Consider the following 13094-nt stretch of genomic DNA (forward strand, 5'->3'; position numbering starts at 1 on the left):
GTTTACAGTATTAATCCTAAATTGACCTAAACTTAAGAATATGGGGAAGCTATCTATATCTTTCTTTTCCCACTATGACGGGATGTCTGGCTAAGAAAGCTATACATTGCTCTATTATTTCATCGTGAGGATCACAATGTCTGTAGAACAAACCAACACGCAGAAACCAAAAAAGCATTTTTGGAATCGCAAAAAAGAAAAAGAACTGACGCTAGACGATATTACTATCGTCGACAATGACATGCTAAAACGTGCCGTGGGTGCGGCAGCGCTGGGTAACGCCATGGAATGGTTTGACTTCGGTGTCTACAGCTACTTAGCCGTGACTATTGGTAAAGTCTTCTTCCCTGCGGCAAGCGGCCCCGCACAACTTATCGCAACTTTCGGCGCATTTGCTGCCGCCTTCTTAATCCGTCCTATTGGTGGATTAGTATTTGGCCCCCTGGGCGATAAAATCGGTCGTCAAAAGATTCTCGCCATTACTATGATTATGATGGCGATTGGTACCTTCTGTATTGGTTTGATTCCGTCATACCAATCAATCGGTATTGCCGCACCACTATTACTGCTGGCAGCTCGACTCCTACAAGGCTTTTCAACCGGCGGCGAATATGGCGGTGCGGCGACCTTTATCGCTGAGTACTCAACCGATAACCGCCGTGGTTTTATGGGCAGTTTCTTAGAGTTCGGGACATTAGGCGGTTACCTTATCGGTGCAACGCTGGTGACCGTGATGACTTCGGTCTTCACTCCACAGCAGATGCTTGATTGGGGATGGCGCATTCCCTTCTTCATCGCCGCGCCGTTAGGGATTTTCGGCTTGTACGTACGACTGAAACTCGAAGAGACTCCTGCGTTCCAGCAACATATGGAGAAGCAGGAAGCCCTAGAGCACAGTAAACCTCGTTTAGGTTTATTCCAGCTACTCAATAAATACCGTGGGCAGATGCTGAAATGTATCGGTCTGGTTTTACTCTTTAACGTCTCCAACTATATGTTGACCTCCTATATGCCGAGCTACTTGACCGGTATCCTAGGATTAAGTGAACTGAGTAGCCTATTACTCATTATGGTAGTGATGTTCGTCATGATGCCATTAACACTGATGTCGGGACACTGGACAGATAAACTTGGTCGTCGTCCCGTTATTGCGGGGGGAGCGATAGGTCTGATCCTGTTCTCCGTACCTTGCTTAATGTTGATCAGCTCAGGAAATATGTGGTTAGTCTTCTTAGGCTTAATTATCTTAGGACTTATTCATACCTGCTTTAGCGGAACAATGCCTGCAACCCTACCAGCGTTATTTGCAACCGATATCCGTTACAGTGCCTTAGCAATTGGCTTTAATATCTCTGTTTCACTCTTTGGTGGGACAACACCGTTAATCACTGCGTGGTTAGTCGATACCTCTCACAACTTATTGATGCCAGCTTATTACTTGATGGGGGCAGGTGTAATTGGCTTGATTACCGTCTATACCTTGCGTGAGACTGCGCGTAGGCCACTTGCGGGATCAGCCCCTGCTGTAGCCAATAAAGCCGAAGCGATGAGCTTATTGAAGAAGTTGAAACAGAAGAGAATGAAAAATACCGCCCCTACACAAAATTCCGGAGAGTAAATTAAATAATTTATACTTAGAGATTACAGGCTCAGTTAGTTGTAATCTCTTTTCTATATATAGTTCAAAATTTTTTTTCGTTTCCCCATGTAACCAACAATCTGCAAATTTCCTCAACAATTACGAAATTAAGAACTCCATAGTATTTTCCTAGATTAAAGTGTTGATAATTTGATCAAGTTAGCCAAACGATATCTTTTTCATCACATTGTCAGCCTTCATTCTATCTTGTCCTCCTAATTGAGTACTTAATTCGAGATACCGTTAGGTCATACATCTACCTAAAAAATACTTATACCAACAGTCTGTTACAGCAGAAGAGTTACTGGCAGGACTAAAAGTAGGATAATTCTTTTATAAAAGACATCATTCAAATTAAATAAACAACTGATTTTTTGACTGTTAATTCATAGATTCAAGTTAAAAATTACAGCATGTCAATAACAGCTTGTGCACTATTACAACACCATTAATACCTATTATGACGCGGATGGATATGACAAAAAATTCGAGAGATAAGATCAATGTATCTTCAAGGCAGGGCCCGCACCATTCAGCTACTAGATAGCTGACAACGAGAAGACACCAGAGATAGCCCTACCTTTTTGTCTGTGTTAGCGCAGAGGGCTGGAGATTAAGCTGATTGATTAGCTTCCTTTTGGGATACATAAAGTGAGGTTAGTTCTCCAAATGTTCAACACGAAACCTACCTGAAATTTCTCTTTCAACCTAAGAACACTCTTTTTAGCATCAAAGATTTAATAAATACAAATTATTATTAACAATTTGGATAATCAAGTTAATAAATCAAAACCCCAAAAATAATCAAGAAAAAATTAACTATCGATGTAAGGTTATCAATAGCCAACTACGATTAATTAAGAATAATCTTAGACATATGATGTTAGCCAGGAAGTCAAGACTGATAGCGACCACAGGTTGGTTAGTCAGTTCGCCTTCTCGGGGATTCCCTCTTGAGTTTTTAGACAATCTCAACTAACCGACTAACATAGGTGCCAAAATGAAAAAAGTAATTCTCCCCCTTTGCATTTTAACTTTAGGTATGGCTTCACAAGTATTCGCTGCTGACGGTAATGTAAATTTTACAGGTAATATCATCGCTTCTGGGTGTACTGTTAATGGCGATAGCGGAACAACTATTAACGTACCGATGGGTACCTATGCATCTTCTTCATTGGCAACTGCAGGAGCAGTGACCGCCCCTCAAAACTTCAATATCAAATTGACAAGCTGCCCATCAAATGCTGTAAAAGTTCGTTTTGACGGGACAGCTGTCACGGGTCAACCTACCCTATTGGCGTTAACTACTGGACAGGCCACGACTGGTTACCTCGGTATTCAAATTACTGACTTGAATAGTAATGTTAATTATAATATTTCTGGGCAAACTGATGCCGTAGCTTTCCAAACCCCTTCTTCTGGTAGCTTAAGCATTCCACTAGCAGCACGTTATTATGCTGTCAAGGCGGGCGTCCCCGCTGGTACAGCAAATGCAACTACTGCGTTCAATTTAGAATACAAATAATACTCAGCCCTAGTGGCTGTTAGGAAATCGTATATATGAAAAAAATAAGTTTACTGATTGCATTAACGTTATGTTCACATAATGCTTCAGCTGCGATTCAACTAATGGCCACTCGCGTGGTATATAACTCGAATAATAGCTCTGCAGCTTTACCCATCCAAAACCAAAGTAACTCAGATTATTTGGTTCAAACATGGTTGGAAGATCCGAATGGGGGAACAGCAAATATACCAGTACAAGTTGTTCCACCTATTTTAAAGTTAGGCGCAGGAAAATCAGCTTCGTTGCGCTTTATTTATTCTGGAAAATCTCTTCCATCTAATCAGGAAAGTCTGTATTGGATTAATATTCAAGAGATTCCACCTGCTAGTAAAGAGGAAAATGTGCTACAGGTTGCAGTCCATAGTAGATTAAAGCTTTTTTTTAGACCTAACTCATTAAAAACGACTTTAGCAGAACAAGCAGAAAAGCTCGAATGGACTAAGTCTGGTAATCAGTTGAATATTAAAAATAATGGACCGATGTATATCTCGCTTGATTCATTACATGCTGGCATTAAAAATATTAACCTTGATATGATCCCTCCCCATGGAGAGAAAACTATTAATTTAGGTAGTAGTAAAATAGATAACACAGTTTCATTTGGTTACATTAATGACTTTGGTGGTGTCACCGAAATAAAAAATCACCCCCTAAATTAAGCCTGGAGAGCTGCAACTATGGATTACAATATTATTAAAAAATCATCTTTAGTTGCTGCTATATTCCCCCTTTCATACTGCAACCTCTCTCATGCTGATGAATTCAATATGAGTTTTGTTCATGGCGCGAATAACGTAAGTTCGGTCTCTTCTGTTGCATCCGGCGATACCATTCAACCCGGTACTTACCCTTTCGATATTTATTTAAATCAGCATAAAATTGATAGCCTGAAAGTTACTTTTGTTAAGACTAAAAAAGAAGTTATTACTCCTTGTTTCGATGCTGAGCAGTTAGCACAGTACGGTATTAAATTACCCGAACCCTCAGTTGGAAACCATTGCATTAGTGTTGATACTGTAATACCTGATAGTAAACTAGATGTTGATGTAAACAATCAAAAAATCGAGTTAACCATTCCTCAAACACAATTAATTAATATCCCTAAAGGAACTGTTCCGAAACGTTTATGGGATAATGGTATTAATGCAGGGTTTGTTAATTATGATTATAATTTCAGCCATAATAAATATAAATATAACGATAATTCATCAACAGAAAACTATAGTTACCTTGCTTTGAATGATGGAATTAATATTGGCTCTATCAGACTCCGTCAAAACGGTAGTTTAACACATAATAGCTATACTGGGACACACTGGACAAATATTGCTAGCTGGGCTGAAACAGATATTATTTCCTTAAGAAGCCGCTTACTCGTCGGGCAAAGTTCGACGAGCAGTAGTGTTTTCGATAGTTTTCAATTTAGAGGAGCACAAATTAGTAGTGTAGAAGATATGTTACCTGACAGTATGCGTAATTATGCCCCTGTAGTGCGTGGTGTGGCTCGTTCGAACGCCCGAGTTTCTATTCGACAAAATGGTTATCTCGTCTATTCAACTAATGTGTCGGCTGGTCCCTTCGCGATTCATGATGTTTATCCAAATAGTAGTGGCACACTTTATGTTACAGTCACAGAAGCTGACGGCACTGAAACACATTTTGAAGTCCCCTATGCTTCCGTTGCAAATATGCTTCGGGAAGGTATTTGGAGTTACCAAGTAACAGCTGGCCGTTATAATGACGGCTTGAATGGCTACTCACCTAATTTTGTTCAAGCCACGGTGTCTAGTGGGACAAGTTATAATTTAACACCCTATGGCGGTGCTATTGTTGCGGATAATTATCGTTCGGCTGTCGCAGGTGTTGGTACGAGCCTAGGTAATTTAGGTGCATTATCCGTTGATGCAACTTATGCGGTGACTAACCTAGCATCCGGGAGTAAACAACAAGGTCAAAGTTATAGAATACTTTACTCAAAATCATTAAATACCTATGGGACTGACTTCCGCCTTGCAGGATATCGTTATTCAACTTCTGGGTATTATGATTTAAACGACGCGGTCAATGAACGACGTGACTGGAAGCAAGGATATTACGAAACAGATTATACCGACCCTAATAAAGAAAATAGTGGTACACCTAGTTGGGCTCAAAAAAATAACTCTACTTATACCTCGTCCACTTATTCCAACAAACGCCAAAGAATGGAGGTATCACTTAGTCAGTCATTAGGTGAATATGGATCAATATATGTTAATGGTAGCCAACAACGTTACTGGAATACTTCAGGTTCAAGTCGTACTGCACAGCTAGGGTATAATGGTCAGTCAAGACGTATTAACTATGGAATTTATTGGCAAACCACAAAAACTCAATATGGTTATTCGGATAAATCAGTCAATATCGTACTCTCTATTCCACTCAACATGGATTCAAACAATACCAATACAACGATGATTAATACACAACTAGCTCACTCCAGACAAAATGGCGACAGTTACAATACCGGTGTATCAGGCACATTATTAGAAGATAGTCGCCTAAGCTACGGTCTAAGCACAGGTAAAAGCCAGGGTAGTGACCAAAACTCTGCAGCTAATATCGCTTATCGCAGCAATATCGGTAATGGTAGTGCATCTTATAGTTATAGCAATAATTACCAACAGGGCTCTTTGTCGGCAAGTGGCGGCATTGTACTCCACTCTGGTGGAGTGCTACTTTCTCAACCTCTATCAGATACGTTTGCGCTGGTTAAAGCCAAAGATGCAGACGGTACAAATGTCATAAACTCGCCTGGCGTGAAGATAAACCATTCTGGCTATGCGGTGGTAAGCAGCGTTACTCCTTACCGTTACAACGCAATTAGTCTAAATACCGAACACCTTGGGCCTGGACTAGACATTCCAGAATCTACTCTGCAGGTAGTCCCTACCCATGGTGCGATCGTGCAAGCTAACTTCCAGACCTATTACGGGCACAGTTTATTAATCCATGCCTCATTGGCCGATGGCAGCAAACCTCAACTTGGGGCGAGTGTATTAAATCAGAAAGGCGTGAACAGTGGTACCGTTGGGACTGATGGTGTTGTGTTCGTATCAGGGATTACTAGTGGTGATAAGCTGCGTCTGAAATGGGGTGATAATGCAGACCAACAATGTTTAATATCAATTCCTGATAACCTACCTCCAATGAAGGATGGGGAGGGTTATCAAGAGCTCACATCACAATGCTACCCGGATAAAGGCTGATAACTATGAATATAGGTTTCTGGACACGCAGACTATGCTGGCTAATTCTCTTTAGTTTGACTAGTGTAATTTTCTGCCAACAAAGTTTCGCACTATCCTGCCGCCAAGGAAGCAATGCTTCGAGCAAAACACCTACCGGTACAACACTGGCACCCTTTCCAATCAACTCGGTAGCCTTTGCCAAGTCTGACTTTGTTCAAGGAAGAGTACTCTGGCGTTCTGAGACCTTCACCTCAACATTTACGTGTTGGGATACAGATAATCACCCGATGGGCGAAGATGCATTTATCTATTGGAATCCATGGGGTGATCTAAGTAACATTGACCCATCACTTTCGATTGGGGTAACTATAAATGGAAAAGATTATGATGCCGTAAATACACAATACAGAGTCCAATCTATTGACCTTGGTGCTGGCACCGGCCCAGGAACGTATACAGTATGTACGAATTATATATTCGGCCTATGTACCGCTAGTAAATATGTTGCGTTACCTAATACAATTTCTTTTTCGTTTTCAATTTATATAAAGGCGACAGGAAAATCCCCCCCTACAAGCTACGCTAATCTCGCCTCAGCGCGTGTTTTTCAGGTCGATGGAGTACTGGGTATCAATACCACGACACAAAATAGTAACTATGTCGCCAACCTGACAAATTTTAGTAATATACGAGTCGTTCAATGTACGCCGACCGTGACCATTACTGGAACCGGTAATAATACTGTTGCTTTTGGTAACATTCCGGCGACTAATGCCTCCGCCGGTAAGATAGAACGCACCGTACCTTTTACAGTTAATGCAAATATTGCTGGCGGTGGATGCTCCGGAGAAAGTCTGGTTATTAGTTTTAGCAGCCCAGATGTGAGTAGTTCAGATAATACTATGCTGATACCGTCAACGAAACCAGGGCTAGGAATTTTTATCACGCCTCAAGATAATACCAGTTCAAAAATTAAGTTCGGAGAAATTTCTGACTTTACAACATCAGCAATAACTAAGGATACAACGGTAATATCTAAAATATATAATGCTAATTTACAGTGGCTGACATCATCCCCGTTAATAGGTAGCTTTAGTAGTACCGCTACAGTGAACGTAACTTTTAAATAATGCAAAAAACCACCTTCTTGGAAGGTGACTTTTGAGAATGCCCCCATAAGGGGGCTATTATCAAATTCCACTTACTACTCTGGCAATTTCATCTGCTGTTAAAATATTTGTTCCGTTTTCTCCTGATGCCTAATATATCGTCTTATAATTTCTTCGTTTACCCCAACAGTATCGCCAAAGTAACCATGTGTTCAAAAGTAATTCCCCTATAGCTTCTTTCTTGTATGCAGGAAGCGATTGTACAGCCTGATTACGCTATGCCTTTTCAAATGTCAATCAGCGTTGATATTGATATTTTCAGTGGAATTATTGCAACAAGATGTACATAATCTGGCTGAACACTTAGCTCAAAAACCCTTAATCTTATATTACACAAAGAATATAGATTGTCCTATAACACTCTTTACCCTATTTATCCTTCAGTATCCTAAAATGGTACTTTGGCGTCCATACTATATGGTATGTACAATGCCAGTAGACAGGTGATGAAATTCTGTAATGCCCCATGTCGGTTTTTCTCCTTCTACTTGTGGTAAGTAAGCAGATATATTCCAACATCGGCACTCTCCAGGCTATAGCCTTACCGGATGAAACACCACCTCTCTAGGAGGTGGTTTAGGGGTGACTATAAAAGAAATATCTTATATGTGACATTTGTTTAAATTCTTGGTCCGCTATATCATTAATATAGATAACATTGAATGACCATTCTTAAACTTTCCTAAATAAATTCCGTGTGGATTTTATTACTATCCCAACTAGCGACCATATTCATCTAATTAAACTCACCTTCATCACCTATATGTCCTAAATTTCGATTCATCCTTATTGATAGGAGTAGAAAACGAAAAAATAGGGTTATGTACAAGAATCAGAGAAAGGAATGTGGGTATGATTTGATAGTAGAATAAGAGGAACAATCAGGATATGACAATCCCTCAACGAGAAGGATTGTCAAACCATCTATCTAAGAGAATGAATTACTTATTCTGAAACGCATAAAATTTATTTTGCTTCAAATCTTGTTCAATTTGCTCCAAGCTTTTTCCTTTGGTCTCTGGCACCAGATAAATAATAAATACCAGCGCACCTATCGAGATCAGCGCATACAGCCAGAAGGTATAAGAGGCACCTAACCAGGTGACCAAGCTTAAGGTGGTGAGTGTCACTAACAGATCGAAAATCCAGTGGCTGAATGCGCCCAAGCTCGCGCCTTTACCCCGTACAAATAATGGATACACTTCCGCATTAATCAACCATATGCAGACACCGAATCCGCCACAGTTCAACATCAAGTAAGCGGCTAAGCAGACAACCACCATAATTTGACTGACTTGGTTCTGAGGGCCATTACCCAAAAAGAGATAACCCATTACCAGTAGTGCAACAATTGAACCAGGGATCGTCCAGAGAAGATAACGACGACGGCCTATTTTATCGACCAAGACACTGCCGATAACCGTCATAATGACGACCAGTAACGTACTGAGTCCAGTCCCCAGAATCGCAGCTTGATTAGAGAAACCGGCATGGGTAAGGATAGTCGGTGCATAATAGATCAGAGCATTATTACCAGTGATTTGTGAGAACATAGCAATGGCGGCACCGACCACGACGGCTGGTCGAATCCATGGTTGCGCCAAATCACGCCACGACCCTTCTGGTTGATTAGCTACCGTATGTATCTCTTCAATTTCCTGTTGCGCTAGAGAAGTCGTCCCCCGAACACGAGTGAGGATACGCAGTGCTTCATCGTCGCGTTTACGCATCACTAACCAGCGTGGACTTTCAGGTAAGAACACCATACCTGATAATAATATCAGCGCTGGAATAACCCCTAAACCAAACATCCAACGCCAATGGTCACCCAATACAAATCCACTGGCGTAAGCAACAGTAATTCCGAATACCACCATAAATTGGAACAACACGACCATCTTGCCACGATGCTTAGGGGGGGCCACTTCAGCGATGTAGACAGGAATAATCTGTGTCGAACTCCCTGCAGAGAGACCTAGAATGAAACGCGAAATAATTAAGACAGTGACATTCGGAGACATGGCTGAAGCAATAGAACCTATCGCAAACAGGATAGCGACAAAAATCACCATCTTACGTCGGCCAAGGCGATCAGAGAAAGGTCCTGTACCTAAACATCCGAATATGGCACCAAAGATAATGGCTCCGGTGACAAGTTGTTTAACCGTATCGTCCATCGCGAATGCTTTGCCTAGGCCGAGCAAGGCAACACCAATCACACCGGTATCATAGCCAAATAATAACCCACCCAATGCCGCTATTACGGCAATCCATACCACGATGGTTGGGCTAGGCTTTTCGAGCGGCCTCTCCATTGTTTTTTCCATAGCGTTCCCCTAAATTTTCATTGTCGTTATTGTTTAATAAAAATCTGTTTATCCGCACGGTGTGCGGTAGCTTGGATAAGCTCTGCATTAGGCTGGTCAGTAGTTGCTATCCACTTTTCAGCCTCATACTCGCTACGACCAAACTCCATATGCCTTCTTTTCAGTTGTTGCAATCGTTGTGTTTCATCCACATGAATGAACCAGGTTTGATCTAAAAAAGAGGGTGTCATTGACCAGCCACTTTCTTCAGATAATAAATAGTTGCCCTCAGTAATAATTAAGCGTGTCTCTGCCGGTATAGCGATTTCACCGGCGATCGATTCTTCAATTTCTCGATGAAAACTTGGTGCATAAACGGTGTTTTGTTGATAAGCCTGTTTAATGCGATGTAGCAAAGCGTGATAACCGCTCACGTCAAAAGTATCTGGTGCCCCTTTTCGCTGGAGGCGACCTAAGCTTTTAAGCTGATTATTCGCGAGGTGAAAACCATCCATGGGAATAACAATTAATGTTTCAGCAAACTGTTTTTTTAACCAATCGGTTAACGTTGATTTACCTGCTCCGGGTAAGCCAACAATGCCGAGAATATAGCGGCTATCACCTTCGCTCCACTGACGAAGTTGTCGTAATGCATTGTCATCAATCATAAGTGGTCTATCCGGACGGAAGTAAGAAGCTGCAAAGTGCTATTAACTTAAATAACATTTACAAAACACTCCAATAACAAGGATGGAATTGTGAGCCAGATCATATTGTTGACGTCAGTTCTGCTGCCTAAGCTGAATCGTTTCAAATAAATTGCCGATCCTTAAATGGGATACTTGATTCACCCTAAGAAGGGGTTCTGCTATGATCACCTCATTAACGGACTTTTTACTGGGATGGTATCTATGGCAGGTAAGATATTGGGGAACGTGCCGACGCTCTCTGTTTTTGATTTCGACGGCACATTAACGCGACATGATAGCTTTATTCCCTTCCTACGTTTCGCTTTTGGCCGTCGACGTTTCACGCGAAAAATGCTGCATTTAGTTTTCCCGACACTTCGTTGCTTACGCCGTAAATTAACCCGCGATGAGCTTAAAGAAGTCCTTATTCATACTTTTATGAAAGATATCGATGAAAAGTGGGTAAAAGAAAAGGCGGATGCCTACTGCCGTAAATATTTTAAAAAACTCATGCGCCCGAAAGGATTACTTGCCGTTGCGGCCGAGTTGAACGCGGGTGCCACAGTTACGCTTTGTTCTGCTTCGCCAGAAATAGTATTACGACCTTTTGCCGATCAGCTCGGGATCAATTTGATCAGTACCCAATTAGAAGTGATCGATGGAAAATTAACGGGTAAAATTTCTGGTAATAATTGTCGCTGTGCTCACAAAGTCTCGCGTTTAGAGCAAGTCTATGGACCATTAGACAACTATCATCTCCGTGCTTGGGGCGATACTCGTGGTGATTATGAGCTACTCTCTGCCGCGCAAGACCCTCATTGGCGTCATTTCCACTCTTCTTCCGCCCCGAAAAAATCGCCATTGGATAAAATCAAAACTTAGCTGCTATGTAGTGGCTGGTTATAGCGTTCTGTAAATTGCTCAAGAGTGATTAGAAGTAAGAACCCTTGAGCTAGCTTAGCCTATACCCTCTGCTCTTCGTCCTTATCATTGAATAATGAGTAATGTTCGGCAATCTTCCCTGGTGTCGTTAACCAATATTCTTGTCGACGTGCTAGCAGTTTGTTCAATGTTTTTTTCAAACGGAAAAAACGAAAGGGTTGTCCCACGATATAAGGGTGTAGTGCGATCCCCATTACTTGTGGGGCATGTTGGCTCCGAGCTAATAACTCTTCAAATTGATATTCTATCATCTGACAGAAAGTATCAATCGATGCCCCATTGGGAATGATAGTTGGAATGTCATTGATTTCTTGTGGATAAGGAATAGAAAGTAATTCGCCATTTTTAGTAGCAAAAGAGGTAGGCATATCATCGTGCGCCCAATTTAATGTGTAGGTAAACTGGTGTTTGGCAAGCAATTCAGGGGTATGAAAACTCTCCGATATCCACGGTGATAGCCAACCTTTCACGCTTTTATTATAGCTGGTGAGGCGCTGGCGACAAGTTGCAATCATTTTATCCTCTTCGTTCAGTACTAATTCTCCCTGACGCTGAGAGTTTGTATGCCCATGACCAATCAATTCACTTTCAGGTATTGCCAGCCATCTTTCAAGGAGTGTCGGGCAATAATCGATAATTGATGTGTTCGCGATCACGGCAGGAGGTATAGTTAATGTTTCGAATAAATCGGCTAAATGCCAGCCTCCGACTCTATTCCCATAATCTCGCCAGCTGTAGTTCAACACATCTGGATAGTTAGCATTAGCCGATAACTTTGCTCCCTCCAAGGAATCGAATGCAAAGTGTTCCAAATTCATTGCGACATATACCGCTAGTCCTTTACCATTTGGCCAGCGTCTATCATCTCTCGACTTCGATGAGCGGTAGGAGTAACGCTGAGGGGTTGCAAGAGTGTCCAATTGAGCTTGTTTTGACATGTCTGAGCGGCCTAAGAATTAAGATAAAAAGCCAGTATAGTCATAACTATCATAATTGGGCGAGATGAACTGTATTGCATGCTAAAATTATGGATGTACTGAAAAGGAATATAATAATGAAGAAGATACTTTTTTTATTTTCTGCCCTGCTACTAGCAAGTTGTGCGGCAAAAAAGGAAAAAACACCTGAGCAACCTACCTTACATAATGGTAAGTGTGCCAATGCGGGCAAAACGATTAACTGTACTTGGAATGACGTATCTATTTAACTATTTTTAGTAGCCAACGCAAAAAGGCCATCCGTTAGGATGGCCTTTTTGACTTATTGGATGCCTGGCAGTTCCCTACTCTCGCATGGGGAGACCCCACACTACCATCGGCGCTACGGCGTTTCACTTCTGAGTTCGGCATGGGGTCAGGTGGGACCACCGCGCTAGTGCCGCCAGGCAAATTCTTGGTGCTAAAAACGTGTCTTTTTAACGTACTCGGCGTTAACTTCCCTCGCGCTATTCAGTCACATACCGGTGTATGCTCCTTCTTATCGCTCGGTTGTCGCCTTGATTACGATAAAAATCCATCGTTTCTACAAATTCGTTTCTTAAAATCTGTCAACG

At 41.6% G+C, this 13094-nt stretch carries 10 protein-coding genes, 1 rRNA gene and 1 pseudogene; 7 read left to right on the top strand and 5 right to left on the bottom strand.

Going from position 1 to position 13094, the window contains the following annotated elements; all coding sequences use genetic code 11:
• Nucleotides 1-136: 136 nt before the first annotated feature.
• The 5 genes from proP (at nucleotide 137) to QJR74_RS13695 (ending at nucleotide 7566) form a co-directional block, all read left to right on the top strand.
• The gene (proP, locus tag QJR74_RS13675; RefSeq protein WP_304372338.1) at nucleotides 137-1618 is read left to right on the top strand and encodes a glycine betaine/L-proline transporter ProP; all 1482 of its coding nucleotides are present in this window, start codon (nucleotides 137-139) and stop codon (nucleotides 1616-1618) included.
• Between the two features lie 1021 nt (nucleotides 1619-2639).
• Nucleotides 2640-3164, top strand: a complete 525-nt coding sequence (locus tag QJR74_RS13680; protein ID WP_304372339.1) for a fimbrial protein — start codon at nucleotides 2640-2642, stop codon at nucleotides 3162-3164.
• 35 nt (nucleotides 3165-3199) lie between these two features.
• Nucleotides 3200-3865 (top strand): fimbrial biogenesis chaperone, encoded by a 666-nt coding sequence (locus tag QJR74_RS13685; RefSeq protein WP_304372340.1) that lies wholly within the window; start codon nucleotides 3200-3202, stop codon nucleotides 3863-3865.
• Nucleotides 3866-3883: 18 nt separating this feature from the next.
• Nucleotides 3884-6454, top strand: coding sequence for a fimbria/pilus outer membrane usher protein (locus tag QJR74_RS13690; RefSeq protein WP_304372341.1), 2571 nt, complete (start codon nucleotides 3884-3886; stop codon nucleotides 6452-6454).
• A gap of 5 nt (nucleotides 6455-6459) precedes the next feature.
• Nucleotides 6460-7566: a hypothetical protein gene (locus QJR74_RS13695; protein ID WP_304372342.1), complete on the top strand. Its 1107-nt coding sequence runs from the start codon at nucleotides 6460-6462 to the stop codon at nucleotides 7564-7566.
• A 98-nt stretch (nucleotides 7567-7664) separates the two neighbouring features.
• On the opposite strand, the pseudogene tnpA reads toward QJR74_RS13695, so the two are convergent.
• The 3 genes and pseudogenes from tnpA to QJR74_RS13710 form a co-directional block, all read right to left on the bottom strand.
• Nucleotides 7665-8073, bottom strand: a pseudogene (tnpA, locus tag QJR74_RS13700) (IS200/IS605 family transposase).
• 473 nt (nucleotides 8074-8546) lie between these two features.
• On the bottom strand, nucleotides 8547-9932 hold the full coding sequence (locus QJR74_RS13705) for a sugar porter family MFS transporter (protein ID WP_304372343.1): 1386 nt from the start codon (nucleotides 9930-9932) through the stop codon (nucleotides 8547-8549).
• Nucleotides 9933-9958: 26 nt separating this feature from the next.
• Nucleotides 9959-10579, bottom strand: coding sequence for a nucleoside/nucleotide kinase family protein (locus tag QJR74_RS13710; protein ID WP_304372345.1), 621 nt, complete (start codon nucleotides 10577-10579; stop codon nucleotides 9959-9961).
• 243 nt (nucleotides 10580-10822) lie between these two features.
• Between QJR74_RS13710 and QJR74_RS13715 the strand changes: the two genes are divergently transcribed.
• Complete coding sequence (locus QJR74_RS13715; protein ID WP_304372346.1) at nucleotides 10823-11482, top strand: HAD family hydrolase; 660 nt, start codon at nucleotides 10823-10825, stop codon at nucleotides 11480-11482.
• Between the two features lie 80 nt (nucleotides 11483-11562).
• Here the strand turns inward: QJR74_RS13715 and QJR74_RS13720 are convergent, their stop codons facing one another.
• Nucleotides 11563-12480, bottom strand: coding sequence for a polysaccharide deacetylase (locus QJR74_RS13720; protein ID WP_304372348.1), 918 nt, complete (start codon nucleotides 12478-12480; stop codon nucleotides 11563-11565).
• A gap of 116 nt (nucleotides 12481-12596) precedes the next feature.
• On the opposite strand from QJR74_RS13720, the gene QJR74_RS13725 reads away from it, so the two are divergent.
• Nucleotides 12597-12749, top strand: coding sequence for a hypothetical protein (locus QJR74_RS13725; RefSeq protein ID WP_304372349.1), 153 nt, complete (start codon nucleotides 12597-12599; stop codon nucleotides 12747-12749).
• Between the two features lie 62 nt (nucleotides 12750-12811).
• On the opposite strand, the gene rrf is transcribed toward QJR74_RS13725, so the two are convergent.
• Nucleotides 12812-12927, bottom strand: a 5S ribosomal RNA gene (gene rrf, locus QJR74_RS13730).
• Nucleotides 12928-13094 lie beyond the last annotated feature (167 nt).

It is taken from the genome of Tatumella ptyseos, assembly GCF_030552895.1.
GTDB classification, from domain to species: domain Bacteria; phylum Pseudomonadota; class Gammaproteobacteria; order Enterobacterales; family Enterobacteriaceae; genus Rosenbergiella; species Rosenbergiella ptyseos_A.

Bases quoted from the DNA above. Each gene is read 5' to 3' on its own strand.
- QJR74_RS13680 (WP_304372339.1), top strand. From the start codon at position 2,640: ATGAAAAAAGTAATTCTCCCCCTTTGCATTTTAACTTTAGGTATGGCT.
- QJR74_RS13715 (WP_304372346.1), top strand. From the start codon at position 10,823: ATGGCAGGTAAGATATTGGGGAACGTGCCGACGCTCTCTGTTTTTGAT.
- QJR74_RS13710 (WP_304372345.1), bottom strand. From the start codon at position 10,579: ATGATTGATGACAATGCATTACGACAACTTCGTCAGTGGAGCGAAGGT.
- QJR74_RS13685 (WP_304372340.1), top strand. From the start codon at position 3,200: ATGAAAAAAATAAGTTTACTGATTGCATTAACGTTATGTTCACATAAT.
- QJR74_RS13720 (WP_304372348.1), bottom strand. From the start codon at position 12,480: ATGTCAAAACAAGCTCAATTGGACACTCTTGCAACCCCTCAGCGTTAC.
- QJR74_RS13690 (WP_304372341.1), top strand. From the start codon at position 3,884: ATGGATTACAATATTATTAAAAAATCATCTTTAGTTGCTGCTATATTC.
- QJR74_RS13695 (WP_304372342.1), top strand. From the start codon at position 6,460: ATGAATATAGGTTTCTGGACACGCAGACTATGCTGGCTAATTCTCTTT.
- proP (WP_304372338.1), top strand. From the start codon at position 137: ATGTCTGTAGAACAAACCAACACGCAGAAACCAAAAAAGCATTTTTGG.
- QJR74_RS13705 (WP_304372343.1), bottom strand. From the start codon at position 9,932: ATGGAAAAAACAATGGAGAGGCCGCTCGAAAAGCCTAGCCCAACCATC.
- QJR74_RS13725 (WP_304372349.1), top strand. From the start codon at position 12,597: ATGAAGAAGATACTTTTTTTATTTTCTGCCCTGCTACTAGCAAGTTGT.